The organism is Bacillus sp. PDNC022, assembly GCF_016919285.1.
GTDB classification, from domain to species: Bacteria; Bacillota; Bacilli; order Bacillales; family Bacillaceae; genus Bacillus; species Bacillus safensis.
Genome location: NZ_CP070345.1, coordinates 3,551,163 through 3,567,034 on the forward strand (window position 1 = coordinate 3,551,163; position 15,872 = coordinate 3,567,034).

At 40.3% G+C, this 15,872-nt stretch carries 17 protein-coding genes; 13 read left to right on the plus strand and 4 right to left on the minus strand.

All coding sequences use genetic code 11. The features are described from left to right. Positions 1-152: 152 nt before the first annotated feature. Positions 153-656 carry a hypothetical protein gene (locus tag JVX94_RS18060; protein ID WP_197197666.1) on the plus strand — a complete coding sequence of 168 codons (504 nt, stop codon included), beginning with the start codon at positions 153-155 and terminating at the stop codon, positions 654-656. 44 nt (positions 657-700) lie between these two features. Here JVX94_RS18060 and JVX94_RS19645 read toward each other — a convergent pair whose 3' ends face one another. Beyond that, positions 701-898: a hypothetical protein gene (locus tag JVX94_RS19645; protein WP_240193785.1), complete on the minus strand. Its 198-nt coding sequence runs from the start codon at positions 896-898 to the stop codon at positions 701-703. Positions 899-953: 55 nt separating this feature from the next. Further along, the gene (locus JVX94_RS18065; RefSeq protein ID WP_197197667.1) at positions 954-1,928 is read right to left on the minus strand and encodes a hypothetical protein; all 975 of its coding nucleotides are present in this window, start codon (positions 1,926-1,928) and stop codon (positions 954-956) included. Positions 1,929-2,441: 513 nt separating this feature from the next. Between JVX94_RS18065 and JVX94_RS18070 the strand changes: the two genes are divergently transcribed. Continuing rightward, the gene (locus tag JVX94_RS18070; protein WP_223251026.1) at positions 2,442-2,903 is read left to right on the plus strand and encodes a hypothetical protein; all 462 of its coding nucleotides are present in this window, start codon (positions 2,442-2,444) and stop codon (positions 2,901-2,903) included. 7 nt (positions 2,904-2,910) lie between these two features. Then, positions 2,911-3,480: a hypothetical protein gene (locus tag JVX94_RS18075; protein ID WP_197197668.1), complete on the plus strand. Its 570-nt coding sequence runs from the start codon at positions 2,911-2,913 to the stop codon at positions 3,478-3,480. A gap of 91 nt (positions 3,481-3,571) precedes the next feature. Here the strand turns inward: JVX94_RS18075 and JVX94_RS18080 are convergent, their stop codons facing one another. After that, positions 3,572-3,808, minus strand: coding sequence for a hypothetical protein (locus tag JVX94_RS18080; protein WP_197197669.1), 237 nt, complete (start codon positions 3,806-3,808; stop codon positions 3,572-3,574). Positions 3,809-4,039: 231 nt separating this feature from the next. Here JVX94_RS18080 and JVX94_RS18085 point away from each other — a divergent pair, with 231 nt between their 5' ends. From JVX94_RS18085 to JVX94_RS18125, 10 genes are all read left to right on the plus strand, one after another. After that, positions 4,040-5,641 (plus strand): histidine kinase N-terminal 7TM domain-containing diguanylate cyclase, encoded by a 1,602-nt coding sequence (locus JVX94_RS18085; RefSeq protein WP_205184019.1) that lies wholly within the window; start codon positions 4,040-4,042, stop codon positions 5,639-5,641. Between the two features lie 256 nt (positions 5,642-5,897). Next, on the plus strand, positions 5,898-6,353 hold the full coding sequence (locus tag JVX94_RS18090; protein WP_205184021.1) for a DUF6376 family protein: 456 nt from the start codon (positions 5,898-5,900) through the stop codon (positions 6,351-6,353). 108 nt (positions 6,354-6,461) lie between these two features. Further along, complete coding sequence (locus JVX94_RS18095) at positions 6,462-6,767, plus strand: metal-sensing transcriptional repressor (RefSeq protein ID WP_012011272.1); 306 nt, start codon at positions 6,462-6,464, stop codon at positions 6,765-6,767. A 72-nt stretch (positions 6,768-6,839) separates the two neighbouring features. Next, a complete protein-coding gene (gene copZ / locus JVX94_RS18100) occupies positions 6,840-7,046 on the plus strand; it encodes a copper chaperone CopZ (RefSeq protein ID WP_024423475.1) in 207 nt (68 codons plus the stop codon). A gap of 80 nt (positions 7,047-7,126) precedes the next feature. Beyond that, the gene (locus JVX94_RS18105) at positions 7,127-9,562 is read left to right on the plus strand and encodes a heavy metal translocating P-type ATPase (protein ID WP_205184023.1); all 2,436 of its coding nucleotides are present in this window, start codon (positions 7,127-7,129) and stop codon (positions 9,560-9,562) included. Beyond that, the gene (locus JVX94_RS19730; RefSeq protein ID WP_269195640.1) at positions 9,559-9,693 is read left to right on the plus strand and encodes a hypothetical protein; all 135 of its coding nucleotides are present in this window, start codon (positions 9,559-9,561) and stop codon (positions 9,691-9,693) included. The genes JVX94_RS18105 and JVX94_RS19730 overlap by 4 nt, the downstream gene beginning before the upstream one ends. A gap of 373 nt (positions 9,694-10,066) precedes the next feature. Then, a complete protein-coding gene (locus JVX94_RS18110) occupies positions 10,067-11,344 on the plus strand; it encodes a cation:dicarboxylate symporter family transporter (protein ID WP_095409572.1) in 1,278 nt (425 codons plus the stop codon). Between the two features lie 17 nt (positions 11,345-11,361). Next, the gene (gene aspA, locus JVX94_RS18115; RefSeq protein WP_144472108.1) at positions 11,362-12,807 is read left to right on the plus strand and encodes an aspartate ammonia-lyase; all 1,446 of its coding nucleotides are present in this window, start codon (positions 11,362-11,364) and stop codon (positions 12,805-12,807) included. Between the two features lie 106 nt (positions 12,808-12,913). Next, positions 12,914-14,230 carry an ATP-binding protein gene (locus JVX94_RS18120; protein WP_205184025.1) on the plus strand — a complete coding sequence of 439 codons (1,317 nt, stop codon included), beginning with the start codon at positions 12,914-12,916 and terminating at the stop codon, positions 14,228-14,230. Next, on the plus strand, positions 14,227-15,159 hold the full coding sequence (locus JVX94_RS18125; protein WP_095409570.1) for a response regulator: 933 nt from the start codon (positions 14,227-14,229) through the stop codon (positions 15,157-15,159). The genes JVX94_RS18120 and JVX94_RS18125 overlap by 4 nt, the downstream gene beginning before the upstream one ends. Positions 15,160-15,178: 19 nt before the next feature. On the opposite strand, the gene JVX94_RS18130 is transcribed toward JVX94_RS18125, so the two are convergent. After that, positions 15,179-15,784, minus strand: a complete 606-nt coding sequence (locus tag JVX94_RS18130) for a TetR/AcrR family transcriptional regulator (protein WP_095409569.1) — start codon at positions 15,782-15,784, stop codon at positions 15,179-15,181. Positions 15,785-15,872 lie beyond the last annotated feature (88 nt).

The window sequence follows — 15,872 nt, forward strand, 5'->3', positions numbered from 1 at the left end:
TTATTTTCTCTCGTTTTTATCTTTAAACTTGTGGGCGTAATATGTCGCTTTTTGTTTGATTATGTCTGAGAGGTTTAACTTTCTCTTAAAACCCTTTATTTTACATAAAAGTATGATAAAGTAATTTTGAGTTGAAAAAAGGGGGAGTTAATATGAAAAGATTGGTTTTTTTAATGTTAGCATTGGTTCTGGCTGTGACTGCCTTTGCTCCAGCTGCTTCTGCAAAGACGCAAAGTACAAAGGGATTAGAAGGTTTGACAGAAGAGCAAATTGAGGCGTCTTTAAAAGAAATTGAATACATCTTCACAAAGATTATCATTTCTGATAAAGAAAAAGGCTTCATCATTAATGAAGAACAGCTTGCAAAATCACCTTATACAGATGCAGAAAAAGATGGAATGATCGCTTTTGCAAAATACATGAACCAAGATGTGGTCACTCAAAGCAACACTGTTACGAGATGTATTGAAGATGCAGTTGGTATCGCTAAAGGTACTTTAAAGCATCTGCAAAAAGCAATAGATAAGGGAGATTGGATGACAGTGGCAGTATACATAGGCGGTATGGGCCTTGCAATTAAGCCGAGCGTGGTATTCGTATTCATGCTATTTTGTGGTGCGCCAGTAGCCAAAATTGCTCCTGCTCAATATGAATAAGATTAATATGTAAAATTGGCCGTCCACCTGGACGGCTTTTTACATTACTTGAACTTCCACTCATGCTTCTCTTTATCACATTCTATTTCATTTCTAGACATCAGGTTTTTAACAGCCTTAAGGATCGCGAGTTCATCTTTACCCGTTTTCTTTTTAAGGTCATCCATCGAAGGGTTCTTGCAAAATCGGCTCATATTATAAATGATTCGGTATAGGTATAACTTCCTTTCAAGATTCGACACGTTATACCCTCTTACAAAAAGAATGTAGGTTCGATTAACCCTTCAACTTGAAGGGTCATTTTAAAGAAGATACTTTATCGGTAATTTTCATTTGTTCTCCTGAACGTTCATACGAGAATTTAGCCACTGTTTCTTCTTCATCTATATAAGGAACTTTCCAAAATACAGCTATCTGATTGACTGTATCATTATCTTTACCAATGTTTGCAGCTAAGTCATCACTATACATTTCAACCATGTTATAAGCGGTTTTACTTGTGTTCAACGCGTCAAATGACAAGTAAACAAGAGCTATTAATTTATTATTCTCATTTGAACCCATATCTTCGTTAATTTCAATTTTTTCAATCGATGTGGTTTTATAGTTCTCTTCGATAATTGTTTCGATTTCTATTTCCGCATCATCTTTTAACATATCTATCTCATCTTCTTTACTGTTATCTTCAACTTCTTCTGAGGTATAGGCTTCATTTTTCTCTTCCTCTGCAACTTTATCTTTAGGCAAAGTTTCCTCTTCAGATATAACTTCAGAATTGTTTATTTTTAAATTTATTTCAGCAGTAGCTTTTAGTTCTGAGTCTCCGCTAATCTGTGTACCAGTGAGGTTAGTTCCCTTATCTCCAAAAATCTCTTGAACAACTTCAGTTTGTTCAAGAACCGGAAGTGTTTCGACATATATAATATATTTCCCTTCATCAAATATTCTGTCACCTTCATTAAAGAATTTATACTCGAAAGATCCATCCTTTTGAACACTTAAATTAATTATTGAATTTTTATGAGAATCTTTGTGATCAAGACGGATCCTTAGTTTTGTGTCTTTAGGCAAATTGCTCTTCCCACTAAGGATAATAATTTTATTGTTTGTGATTTCTTTATCCAAAGTAATCTTTACGTTTAATTTTTTTTTAGTTTCAGTGCTTTCTTCTTTTTTACTGGAGTTACTTGTAGATGTGTTTTCTGCTTTGCCACAAGCAGATAAGAATAAGGCACATAAAATCAAAAAGAGAAAAGTTTTAAAGTAATTCAATATTAACCCTCCATATCAAATAATTTCCATATCAGTTTATCATATTAACAGGGGATAATGTTTAAAGTGAGGGTTTTGTGGCATCATTTTGGCATTAAAAGTTTAAAAACATTATTTTATTTTGCTCAGCTAATAATAAACAAAAACATTGAATAGTCAACGTATCTAATGAATATTACAAACATACGAACCCCATCTAATAGACCCTCACCGTCTCCATCAAAACTTTTAGAATGCAGTCGCATCAAGGGTTTAAAAGCCCTTGATGCGGGTATGGCTACATAAAAATTGAGATTAAATACAAGAAGATGCTATTGATAGCGTCTTTTTTTATGCTTTTTTTTAACAGAAAAGCCAAAGGGAATCTTTTTACTAATAAATTGAATGAATAGCTAAATATAACTATCTTTTAACCGATGAAATCTAGGGATGTTACACCATATATTAGTGAGTGAGTTTTATTAAACTTAAAGCTTGAAAATAACAGCAGGAATGCAGAAGGAGTTTATCTCAGTGAACAAAGTAAAGACTGCAATGATGATTATGCTTGCCGTGCTGATGGTATTCGGTACAGCGTGCAGCAACCAAAAGGCAGAAAAAGAATATGCCGAGTGGTATGAAAATTACAGAAGTGATATTGAAGACACAATGCTTGCGTTTGCTAAAAAGATGGTGGCAATTGATGCAGGTAATGATGAATGGCTTGGATCTGTCGAGAAGTCACTTTTTGATGTACAAAAAGTCATTGATGAGGGTAATGAAAAGAAAAACGTTCCTGGTGCTTATAAAAAAGCACATGAGTATTTGCTAAAAGCAAACAAAGGATATCAATATGCCGTAGAAGAAACACCGAAAGCACTTGAAAATCTTAATCTTGAATCACTGGATAACATTTCGAAAAGACTCGACAAAGCATACGATCAAACTGCCAAAGCCGATGACGAAGTAGAAAAAGTCTCAAAGGATAAGGAGTAATTCACACATGAAGACAAACAAAAGGACAGTGCTTTCAATATTTCTTCTAGTATTTACATTGATGCTGAGCACAGCATGCGGTAAAAATGAAGCAGCAAACGGTTCATCGTCAAATAAAACGCCGGTAAAACAAGAAAAAATTGAAAAGATGACCGATAAAGAATATGCTGCATGGTATAAGGGGTATTTAAAACGTTTTGAAGATAGAATTATGCCTTTCTTTTTTTCATTAGTTCCAATGGATGATGTTTATGATAAAGAATGGGCTAGTGAACTTGAGAAGAAAATTGAAAGCCTGCGAGAATTACTTAACGAAGCCAAAGAAAATGAAAACAAAGTTCCAGATACGTATAAAAAGGTAAATAGTTACTTAGTGAAAACAGATGACAACTTAGAGCCGATTTTCAAAGATATTTTAAAGGTTGCAAAGCAAGATAAGGTAGACGGTGATGATTTGAATTTCATAGATTCTAGGATGAAGAAAGCATTAGAAGAGATGGTTCTTGCAAAAGCAGAGGTTAGTAAAATTGAAGATGAGAAAGCTAAAAATGCAACAAAGGATAAATCAAAACCTTGATTTAGAAAAATAATGCTGGAACCTTTTAAAGGATCAAAACCGAACTTGGTTCACAGCAGAAAAAGAGATGTCAGATCTGGCATCTCTTTTCTTATGTACGGTTTCTCAAAGAAGACACCAACCGAACAAACAAAGGAAAAGCGACAACCACCGCAATCATCATCAAAAATCCATTCGGCACAAGTTCCATAAACGTTGTCTGAATCACATAAACCGCAATCAGCAGTAAATAACTGATCAAAAATAACAATCCAGAACTTCTCTTTTCAAACGGTTTCTTCAAAAGAATCAGTATAAACAGCCCCGTCATGATCATCCAAAAAGTCATATTCCTTTCGCGTCTCCTCTCCATTCATCCCCACAGATATTTCTCCGAACGCAACATACCTCTATCTCAAATTAAGCAAAAAGTAGTGAAAATAAAAGGGATCACCAACAGATAACTCCCGAAACTTTACAAAAAACCCCCAACCAATTAAAATCACATCTTCCCATTTTTGACGTCCTCATATATAGTAAGATTAGACTAGTTCTAAATAACTGAAATTGGGGCGTTTACATGGATTCGATTGTTTTACATTTTATTGTGATCATGAGTGTTTCTGGCATTCTGTCCGTGATATTATCAATCATTGCTCATGCAAACCGCCATCGGTATATTGGCTGTCAATTGTTTATGTACATGTCTGGAGCAACTGCGATTTATATCTTTGGGCATACGTTTGAATTATTGGCTCGTACCCCTGGAGAAATCATGTTCTGGGTTTGTTTTCAATACATAGGTCTTCCGTTTATCGCGCCGCTCAGTCTGCTGATTGTGCTGCAATTTACGGGGTTCCATCAATATTTCACAAAGCGCCGCGTGCTTCTCATCTTATTGATTCCAACTCTCACAACCATTATGGTGTTCACCAACTCTTTACATTCACTCTTTTATCGAGGCATCACGATGAATCCAGTAGATGGGTTTTTATTGGCTGATTTTACGATTGGCTATTGGTATATCATTCATGGCGTTTATACGTTTGGCTGTTCGATGCTCGCTATCTTTATGCTGTTTTGGTTTTTACGTGTCACTAAAAAAGAATATTTAAAGCAGATTCTGATACTGTTAGTGGGAATGTTATTACCAATTATGACTTCTTTTATTTATTTATTAGGCGTTACACCTCTTCATATTGATCCGGTCCCAGTGGTGATGTTTTTAACAAACGCACTCTATTTATGGGCGATTATGTCGTTCCAGCTCTTTAAGCTGTCTCCTATTGCAATGGAGCGTGTGTTTGAGCATATGTCTGAAGGGGTTCTAATTTTAGATCGATATCGGACACTCATTGATTACAACCCCGCTGCTGCCACGATTATTCCGGCACTTGAGAATAAAAAGGGAATTGGCTATAAAATCGATGATATTTTCTCAGAAATCATCAAAGATTCAGCGTTTATTCAATGGCTGCGCTCTCCGCAGGATCATTCGCAATATGATTTAATGTGGAAAAAGGAAAAAGACCAGTCCTATTATTATCATCTGACTGCTTCGTCGCTATTTAATAGAAGAGGAGAGATTGAGGGCAGGCAAATAGTGATCAGTGATGTAACAGAGCAGCGTTTGCTGCAGGAAGAGCTGGAGCGTCGTGCGTATATTGATGGTTTGACGAATATATTCAATCGTTCTTCTTTCATCGAACGAACGCAGATGATCCTGGAAGAGGATGCGCAGGATACCGCTATTATGCTGTTTGATATTGATTTCTTTAAACAAATCAATGACACACATGGACATCATATCGGGGATGAAGCGCTGCGTCATGTTGTCTCTATTTGTCAGGAGCATTTACAAATGGATGATTTATTTGGACGATATGGGGGAGAAGAGTTTGCCATTTGTCTGCCGCATCAGTCATTTAAAGAGGCTTGTCATATCGCGGAACAAATAAGACATTCGTTTGAAGCAAGTTTCTTTCAGAATGATGAGGAAAAAGTGCGAGTGACAGCGAGCTTTGGAATTGCTCATACAGCCAATGATCCTTGTGTATTAGAAACACTTCTATTTGAAGCGGATCAGGCCTTGTATATGTCAAAACGCCAAGGACGGAACCGGATTTATGCATCAACTGGTAAGGGCCATGTGCTGTATCAAGAGCAGGATCTTCCGCATTGACTGTTGTCCTGACATTCGATATGATAAACATAACATTTGAACGGTTTCCTAAAGGGGAGTAGCTTTTACGGTTTGGTCGTCACTACAGAAACATTCGTTGTTTCTCGGCCATTCCGGCATGAACAATGTTAGCCAGACCTTTGCCTATCACACATGAGGCAAAGGTCTGGCTATTTTTAATGTCTTTTTGCATCTGTGTGATAGGGAAGCGGAACAAATGATGCTTTTAATCCTACAGATGAAAGGATGATCGATCTTGAAAAAATACGTGATGGCTTGTCTATTTTCCGGAACGCTTGTATTAAGCGGGTGCTCCGGCTTGCTTGATCAGGTCAACGATACAACGACATATGTTACTGAGGCGAATGACTATGTGACAGACATTCAGCAATTTACAGAGGATTTTCCAAAGCTCGCTGAAGAAGCTGTGCAAAACGCCGCCAAAAAGGCAGAATTAACGCAGCAGCTTGAATCATTGAAGGCAGACATTCAAGATTTTAATGAAGTCACAGCGCCAAAAATGGCAGAAGACCTGCATGCGCAAATCATTGAAAAAAATAAAGTGCTGTCAGCGGAGATCCAAACGTATTTACAGCAATTGAAAGCAGGCGATATCGATGTTGCCGCCATACTGGAGAATCAGCAGGGATTGATGAAACAGCTTCAGCAATCCGTCAATCTTTTGCAGGATATCGAACAATTAACAAATTAGGACAAACACATAGCTTTATATGTGGTACTCAGCATATCTTTGCCTTTTCCAGTGGAGATATGCTTTAATTTAGGTAAAGACAAGTCATAATGGAAAAAAGGTGATCACATGACAGAACATGAAGAAAGACATATGGCTTCGCCTAGAGCCGAGAAGGAAAAGGACCAATTGATCAATCGCTTGAAACGAGTGGAAGGACAAGTTCGCGGGATTCAGCAAATGATTGAAAACGATCGTTACTGTATAGATGTTGTGAATCAAATCTCCGCAGTCAATGCAGCTTTGAAAAAAGTCAGTCTTCATTTGATGGAAAAGCATACACATCATTGTGTTGCAGATGCTATCAAGAGCGGCAATGGGGATGAAGCCATTGAAGAGTTAATGACGGTCTTTACGAAACTGACAAAATCGTAGCATTTATGTTTACATTGATACCCTACTAGGGTATAGTAAATTGTAGAAAATGATTGATGGAGGCGATGAGAAGTGGAACAAGCAACACTTCAAGTGCAGGGCATGTCTTGCGGACATTGCGTGAAAGCAGTCGAAGGAAATGTAGGAGAACTAGCAGGTGTTGAATCTGTGAAAGTCCATTTAGACAAAGGACAGGTAGAGGTTTCATTTCACCCAGATCAAGTCACGTTGCACCGTATCTCTGATGTAATTGAAGAACAGGGATATGATGTCGTATAAATGAACATACGTGCTGCAAAACAGCACGTATTTTTTTCAAAATATAATACCCCCATGGAGTATGTGGAGAGGTGAGATCAATGAAAAAAGAAATTGACTTTCAAATTACGGGGATAACCTGTGCGGCTTGTGCAGGGCGCATCGAAAAGGGATTGAACAGGCTGGAAGGTGTGGAGGATGCCAGTGTGAATTTGGCGCTTGAAACTTCCCATATCGTCTATGAAACAGAGAAGCTAACCCAAGATGATTTGAAGCGAAAAGTTCAATCTCTTGGCTATGATGTGGTGATGGAGCAAGCAGAATTTGATATAGAGGGAATGACGTGTGCGGCTTGTGCAAACCGAATCGAGAAAAAAATTAACCGAATGGACGGTGTTGATCACGGATCTGTAAATTTTGCGCTTGAGACACTTCAGGTCACATATTATCCGGGCCAAACGTCTACAAATGACATAAAAGATGCGGTGCAGTCTATTGGATATTCTTTAATTGAACCAGCAGCAGATCAAGCAGAGGAAGGAAAGAAAGATCACCGCCAAGCAGCAATAGAGAAGCAAACGGCACGCTTTTTATTCTCGATGATTTTGTCACTGCCGCTTCTTTGGGCAATGGTCAGCCATTTTTCTTTCACGTCCTTTATTTGGCTGCCAGAAGCATTCATGAATCCATGGGTACAGCTGGCGTTAGCAGCGCCGGTACAGTTCATTGTCGGCTGGCCCTTTTATGTAGGTGCGTATAAGGCTTTAAGAAATAAAAGTGCCAATATGGATGTTCTCGTCGCTCTTGGGACATCTGCCGCGTTTTTCTATAGTTTATATGAAAGCATTCAGTCAGCGGTTCAAGGCACACATGAGGCAGCCCTCTACTATGAAACAAGTGCTGTTCTTATTACGTTGATCGTGCTCGGAAAATTAATGGAAGCAAGAGCAAAAGGAAGATCATCAGAAGCGATTCAAAAGCTGATGGGCTTACAGGCGAAAGAAGCGGTTATCGAGCGAGATGGCAGACAGATGACTGTGCCTATTTCTGACGTGAAAGTGAATGATCTTGTGTTTGTCAAACCGGGGGAAAAAGTGCCGGTAGATGGAGAGATCATAGAGGGGACAACCGCAATAGATGAGTCTATGATTACAGGAGAAAGTCTGCCTGTTGATAAAACAGCAGGAGATATGGTCATCGGGGCAACGATCAATAAAAATGGATTTATCAAAATAAAAGCGACTAAAGTCGGAAAAGAGACCGCTCTTTCACAGATTATCCGAGTCGTAGAGCAAGCACAGGGCTCAAAGGCACCGATTCAAAGAATGGCAGATCAAATATCAGGGATATTTGTTCCCATTGTTGTAGGAATTGCTGTGCTCACATTCCTCATATGGTTTTTCTTTGTTGACCCAGGAAATGTGACGTCAGCACTTGAAACCTTTATAGCCGTCATTGTCATCGCATGTCCGTGTGCGCTCGGTCTTGCCACACCGACCTCTATTATGGCTGGCAGCGGCCGTGCGGCTGAATCAGGTATTCTGTTTAAAGGCGGAGAGCATTTAGAAGTGACTCAATCACTCGATACGGTGGTGTTAGATAAAACAGGGACTGTGACAAAAGGAGAGCCTAGTCTGACAGATGTGCTGGCATATGCCGATTGGACAGAAGATACGCTGCTGCAGCTAGCAGGTTCGGCAGAACAGCAGTCGGAACACCCGCTTGCCCGAGCGATCACAGACGGTATGAAGGAACAAGGTCTTGAAGCGGTCGAGATTGAAGCCTTCCAAGCAGATCCAGGTCATGGAATTGAAGCAATAGCCGCTGGGCACAAGCTTTTCATTGGCACACGGAAGCTATTACAGAAACATCATATCCAATATGATCAAGTTGAAGCATCTGTCACAACGCTGGAGGAACAAGGAAAAACGGCTATGCTCGTTGCGATTGACGGCGAAGTCGCCGGCATTGTAGCAGTGGCAGATACGATCAAATCATCCTCTCCTCAAGCCATCGCTCGTTTGAAAGAGCAGGGAATTCACGTTGTGATGATGACAGGTGATAATAACCTAACAGCAGAGGCGATTGCGAAACAGGCGGGCATTGATCATGTCATTGCTGAAGTGCTTCCTGAAGAAAAAGCGGCTCACATTGCGGCACTTCAGGAACAAGGAAAAAAAGTCGCCATGGTCGGAGACGGTATCAATGATGCCCCAGCCCTGGCAACAGCGAATATTGGGATGGCGGTAGGAACAGGGACAGATGTTGCTATGGAGGCGGCAGATATTACGCTCATGACAGGAGATCTCCATGCCATTGCAGATGCGCTTGAATTTAGTAAAAAAACGATGAGAAACATTAAACAAAATCTATTTTGGGCGCTTGCTTATAACTGTATTGGGATACCGATCGCTGCATTTGGTTTTCTTGCACCATGGCTTGCAGGAGCGGCAATGGCCTTTAGCTCTGTCTCCGTTGTGCTGAATGCGCTCAGATTGCAGAGATTGAAACCAGTCAGAGAGGGAGGGGCAGAATGAAGATGAATGTCAAATGGGTTTGGACCGTTAGTGCATTGCTCTATGTTGCTCTTGTTCTTATTGGATATGCGATTTATGATGAATTTTATTCAAATCAACTTCCACCAAGTGAACAGATGCAAAATCATTAAGACTTCGCCAAAAGCGAAGTCCCGGCGTGTAGACAAACCCTCGCATTCTTTGTCAGGTCTGTGCGCCAGTGCTCACGAATGTCTATTCGCTCCGCGCTGGTGCTCGTCCTTCCTAGACTTCAAAGGTTTTCTATCACGCTGAAAAGAAGACAACGTGTGAAAACAAAATCACTTTAACATGTTGTCTATTTATTCTAAGACTTCGCCAAAAGCGAAGTCTTTTTTTTACAATATTGTGGAAAAACCCACCTTTTTAAAGATTTTTCATAAAAAATTCACTTCTTTTTGTTCTTTTTTGTCGTTTTTTGTAGGTTCGTCGTTAAGATGCGATTAAGCAACAAAGAAAGCGTTATCAATAAAAGGGGGTTCACGTATGAAAAAGTTAGGGTTAGCTTCTCAAATACTCATTGCACTTGTTCTGGGTGTTGTCGTGGGAGCGCTGTTTTATCAAAATGAAACCGTTATTAATGTGTTAACGCCGATTGGCGATATATTCATCCATTTAATTAAAATGATCGTTCTTCCAATTGTTATTGCTGCATTAATTGTAGCAGTTGCAGGTGTAGGAGATATGAAAACGATCGGAAGACTCGGAGGAAAAACAATTCTTTACTTCGAGATTGTGACAACAATTGCATTAGCAGTTGGACTGCTTGCAGCAAACGTCTTCCATCCTGGTACAGGAATTGATATGAGCAACATGGAGAAAGGCGATATCTCTAAATATGAAGAGACATCTAAGGCTACTTCTGAAAAAGCGACTTTCTCTGAAACATTGGTGCATCTTGTACCAACAAACGTTTTCCAATCTATTGCAGAAGGTGATCTATTACCAACCATCTTCTTTACAGTCTTATTCGGATTAGGAATTGCAGCAGTAGGAGACAAAGGAAAACCAGTATTAGGATTCTTTGAGGGTATACTCGAAGCGATGTTCTGGGTGACCAATAAAGTGATGAAGTTTGCACCATTTGGTGTATTCGCGCTCATCAGTGTGACGGTGATCAAATTCGGGGTCGGAGCGCTTCTCCCGCTAGGTAAACTGGTACTTGTCGTTTACGGTACAATGGCATTCTTCGTCATTGTTGTACTTGGCATTATTGCCAAAATGGCTGGAACAAGCGTCTTTACACTATTTAGAGTATTAAAAGAAGAAATCATTCTTGCTTTCTCAACAGCAAGTTCAGAAGCTGTACTGCCTAGATTAATGGACAAAATGGAGAAGTTCGGCTGCCCGAAAGCGATCACGTCGTTCGTTATTCCAACAGGCTATACCTTTAACTTAGATGGAAGTGCCATCTATCAATCGATTGCTGCGATATTTGTTGCACAAATGTACGGCATGCCGCTTTCCATCTATGAGCAAATTACGTTACTATTAATCTTAATGCTGACATCTAAAGGAATGGCTGGTGTACCAGGTGCATCGATCGTTGTTGTCATCACAACTCTTGGTGCTATGGGACTGCCGCTTGAAGGATTAGCCTTCATCGTTGGGATCGACCGTCTTCTTGATATGGTTCGTACAACAGTTAACGTATTTGGTAACTCACTTGCAGCCATTGTCATGTCTAAGTGGGAAAAAGTATTTGATCAAGAGAAATCGAAGAAGTATATTGAGGAATTAAAGCAACAAACAAAAGCAGCGTAAAAAGGAGATCTTTTCAAATGACGAAGCTACAGGACAAGCAAGTTCGAATCGAACGAGACTTTCTAGGTGAAAAGGAAGTAGACACTCAAGCATATTATGGAATTCAAACATTACGTGCAGTGGAGAACTTTCCAATTACAGGCTACCGTATTCATGAGGAACTCATCAAAGCATTAGGGATTGTCAAAAAGGCAGCCGCACTTGCAAATATGGATACACAGCGACTATACTCTGGCCTTGGAGAAAAAATCGTTCAAGCCGCAGATGAGGTCATCGAAGGAAAATGGAACAATCAATTTATTGTCGATCCAATTCAAGGCGGGGCTGGCACTTCAATGAATATGAATGCCAATGAAGTCATTGCAAACAGAGCGCTTGAACTACTAGGAAAGGAAAAAGGCGCTTACAGTGAGCTAAGTCCAAACACGCATGTGAACATGTCGCAGTCAACAAACGACGTTTTCCCAACTGCGATTCATATTTCAACATTGAATATGATTGAAAAACTACTTTATACGATGGAAAACATGCATCAAGTCATGACTGAAAAAGCGCAGGAATTCGATCATGTCATCAAAATGGGACGCACGCATCTTCAGGACGCTGTCCCAATCAGACTTGGACAAGAGTTTAGTGCGTATGCAAAAGTTCTTGCTCGTGATATTAAACGTATCAAGCAGTCTAGACAGCATTTATATGAAGTGAATATGGGTGCAACAGCAGTTGGAACTGGATTGAATGCGGACCCTAAATATATTCGCCAAGTGGTTGGCTATCTATCTGACATTAGCGGATTACCGTTAGTTGGAGCTGAAGACTTAGTCGATGCAACGCAAAATACAGATGCTTATACAGAAGTATCGGCTGCGCTTAAAGTATGTATGATGAACATGTCTAAAATGGCGAACGATATTCGTCTGATGGCTTCTGGTCCAAGAGCAGGCTTTGGTGAGCTGCACTTGCCGCCGAGACAGCCAGGTTCATCCATCATGCCAGGGAAAGTCAACCCAGTTATGCCTGAGGTCATGAACCAAGTGGCATTCCAAGTCATTGGGAATGATCACACAATCTGTCTTGCATCAGAGGCTGGCCAGCTTGAACTAAACGTTATGGAACCAGTGTTAGTGTTCAACTTGCTTCAATCTCTCAGCATGATGAAAAATGTATTCGAGTCCTTCGTGGACAACTGCTTGCGTGAACTAAAAGCAGATGAATCTAGATTAAAAGAATATGTAGAAAAGAGTGCCGGTGTCATGACGGCGGTGAACCCGCACATTGGTTATGAAGCGGCTGCACGAATTGCAAGAGAAGCCATTCTTACAGGCGCATCTGTACGTGAGCTTTGTCTGCAAAATGATGTGTTAACAGAGGAAGAGCTTGATGTCATCTTAAATCCTTTTGAAATGACAAAACCAGGTATTGCTGGCGCATCACTTTTAGAAAAAGATCGTTTAGAAGATTAAGCGGCATCATGAGAAGCGCACACCGGCAAAGTTCCGGTGTGCGCTTGTTTGTTTTTCTTAAGCTCACATAGTATACTATCGTCAATTATTAGGGATGTGACTGCGTTTGAATCTACTGAAAAAATGGCTGAATACAGAGCCTTATTTAATTGTTCTGCTCATTGTACTAACGCCGATCGGCGGAGAGTTTAAATTTTATCCATTTGAGGACAGCTTTCGGGTCAGCTTTGGAACCGTTGTCTTTTTCTTTATCCTGCTTCAAATGAAAAGATTCCCGGCATGGGCAAGCGGGATCATCGCCGGGATATCTGTTTTTACGTTTCGCGTGCTGATTGATACAGCCGTGACAGGGCATCTTCCGCTGGAAGAGGCGGTTTCATTAAGATTTCCTTCCCTTCTTTATTATGTCGTCTATGGCACACTCTTTTATTTATTGAAGGTGAGACGTTTCCGCGATCAGCCTTGGCTGATTGGAGCGACAGGCATCATCATGGAGCTGTGCGCGAGCGTTGTTGAGATCATCGCACTTCGAGGCACCATAGATGAAATTTTAACGGTGCGGACGCTGTTTCAATTATTTGTTTTGGCGATTTTCAGAAGCTTTTTCGTGTTGGCTTGTTATACAATGATTCGATTATATGAAGAGCAGGCGAGAGAGCGTCAGATGAAAAAGGAAAGGGAACATCTGCTGATGCTTCTGTCTAACCTTTACACGGAATCTACATATTTTCATAAAACACTCGCACATGCTGAGCATATTACGGCCACATCCTATCAATTGTATCAATCCCTTCACCACGCAAAGGATACGGAATCTTTGGATTTGAAAAAGCTCGGTAAAACCGCCTTGCAAATTGCAGGAGAGGTGCATGAAATCAAAAAGGATAACCAGCGAATTTTTTCTGCTTTATCAAAGCTGATTCATGAGGAAAATTTCCAGGCTTATGAGAGTCCTTCTCATATCGCTGGGCTTGTGATACGCATTCATGAAAATTACGCAGAATCTCTTAAAAAAAACATCGTCTTTCATTATGATGAAGATGGGAAGCATCCCGCCTATCACGTGTATACCATTCTATCTTTGTTAAATAACATCGTATCCAACGCTGTTGAGGCCATTCCTGTAAATGGAGAGGTGTCACTTTCTATTTCACAGAAAGAGAACCAGGTGATTTTTCAAATCAGCGACAACGGACCTGGCATTAAAGAACGTAATCATCATGTGATTTTTAAACCAGGCTTCACTTTGAAATACGACCAGGTCGGGAATCCATCGAGTGGTATCGGGCTTGCCTATGTAAAGGATACAGCGGAGAAGCTTGGCGGAAGTGTTGAGATGAAGAGTATCCCAAATAAACAAACGATTTTCACATTAACGATACCAGTAGATCAAGTCAGTAGAAAAGAGGGGATTGGGAGATGAGATTTTTTATTGTTGATGATGATGAAGCCGTTCGCTCTTCACTGGCTCAGCTTATTGAAGATGAAGAGCTTGGCTTTGTAGCCGGGGAAGCAGAAGATGGCGCAGAGTTAACAGCCAGCTACTTAAATGATTTGCACATTGATATCTTATGTATTGATCTATTGATGCCGGAAAGGGACGGGCTTGAAACGATTCGAGCAATCAAGGATGAGTTTCATGGGAAATACCTGATGCTGTCACAGGTTGAAACAAAGGAATTAATCGGACAGGCGTATACGCTTGGCGTCGAGTATTATGTGACAAAGCCAATCAATCGTGTAGAGGTCTTAAGTGTCCTCCATCTTATGATTGAACGTCTTCATTTGGAGCATTCAATTGAAAATATTCAGCACTCACTCAAATCGGTCATGCAATTTCAGCAGCGCGGTCAGACGAAAACGAAGCAGCGGGGGAAAAGTCTTGCAGAGGCTGGTCAGTTTTTGCTGGCGGAGCTTGGTATTGTTGGTGAGAAGGGGTCTAAAGATTTATTAGATATGATTCTGTTTACAGACCAGTATTTAGCGATGCATGCTGATCATCATGATTCCTTTCCTTCTTTAAAGATCATTTTCAATGGGATTACGGAGGATAAATTAGGTGATCCCTACACATCGGCAGACATTGCAAGAGAAGCAAAGGCAGCCGAACAGCGGGTAAGGCGTGCGATTAACCAATCATTAAAACACATCGCATCACTTGGGCTAACCGATTTTTCCCATCCAACGTTTGAAAATTACGCATCTAAATTTTTCGATTTCACCATCGTTCGAAAGAAAATGAGTGAATTGACCAAAGAGACGAGTGGAAGAGAAGAACACACTCGCATCAATGTGAAGAAATTTGTGCAGGTGCTTTACTACGAAGCAAAACGTATTTTTATGGAAGATTAAAAAAAGACATGCTCTCCAATTAAGGAGACATGTCTTTTTTTGTGATGGATTGCAGGTGCATCTGCAGTACGGAGCGTATGAGCTGAGGCGGTATACGTTCGGGCTGCACGATTCCATTCAATGCAAGCCCATTGATGACCGCATAAAGCCGCTCAGTTTCAAATAAAAGATCGATATCAGTTAGCAGCAGCCCATCCTCTTTCAATTTCATTAAACAATATTGGACCGTTTGGAAAAGCTCGTCATACATCTTTGCATTGAGCGGCTGTAGATCTGGTTCAGTCAGCGCCTTGACTGTAAAAGCCTGCCACACCTCCATTTCAAATTTTCGTTCTTCATCAAGTGGAAGAAGCTGCTCCAATAAAGTGAGGACATTTTCCTCCGTTGAACCGTTTAATGAAAGCCCTGTAATCCGCTCCTTGACTCTTTCCTGAATTAAACTCATAGAGAAGAGAAATAACTCTTGCTGTGTGGAAAAATAATGACGCATAGAGCCGGCTGAAATTCCAGCTTCGACTGCTATTTTTCGTACAGAAGCGTTTTCCAATCCCTCTTGTTTAATCACTCTCATTGCAGCTTGAGCGACCTTTTGTTTTTGTTTATGGTGATCGACGATTTTTGGCATACATTGATTTTAGCATAGCTGTTGTTTTTTTAACACAGTTGTGTTATTTTTTATTTAATACAATTGTGTTAAAAAGGATGTGGGGAAA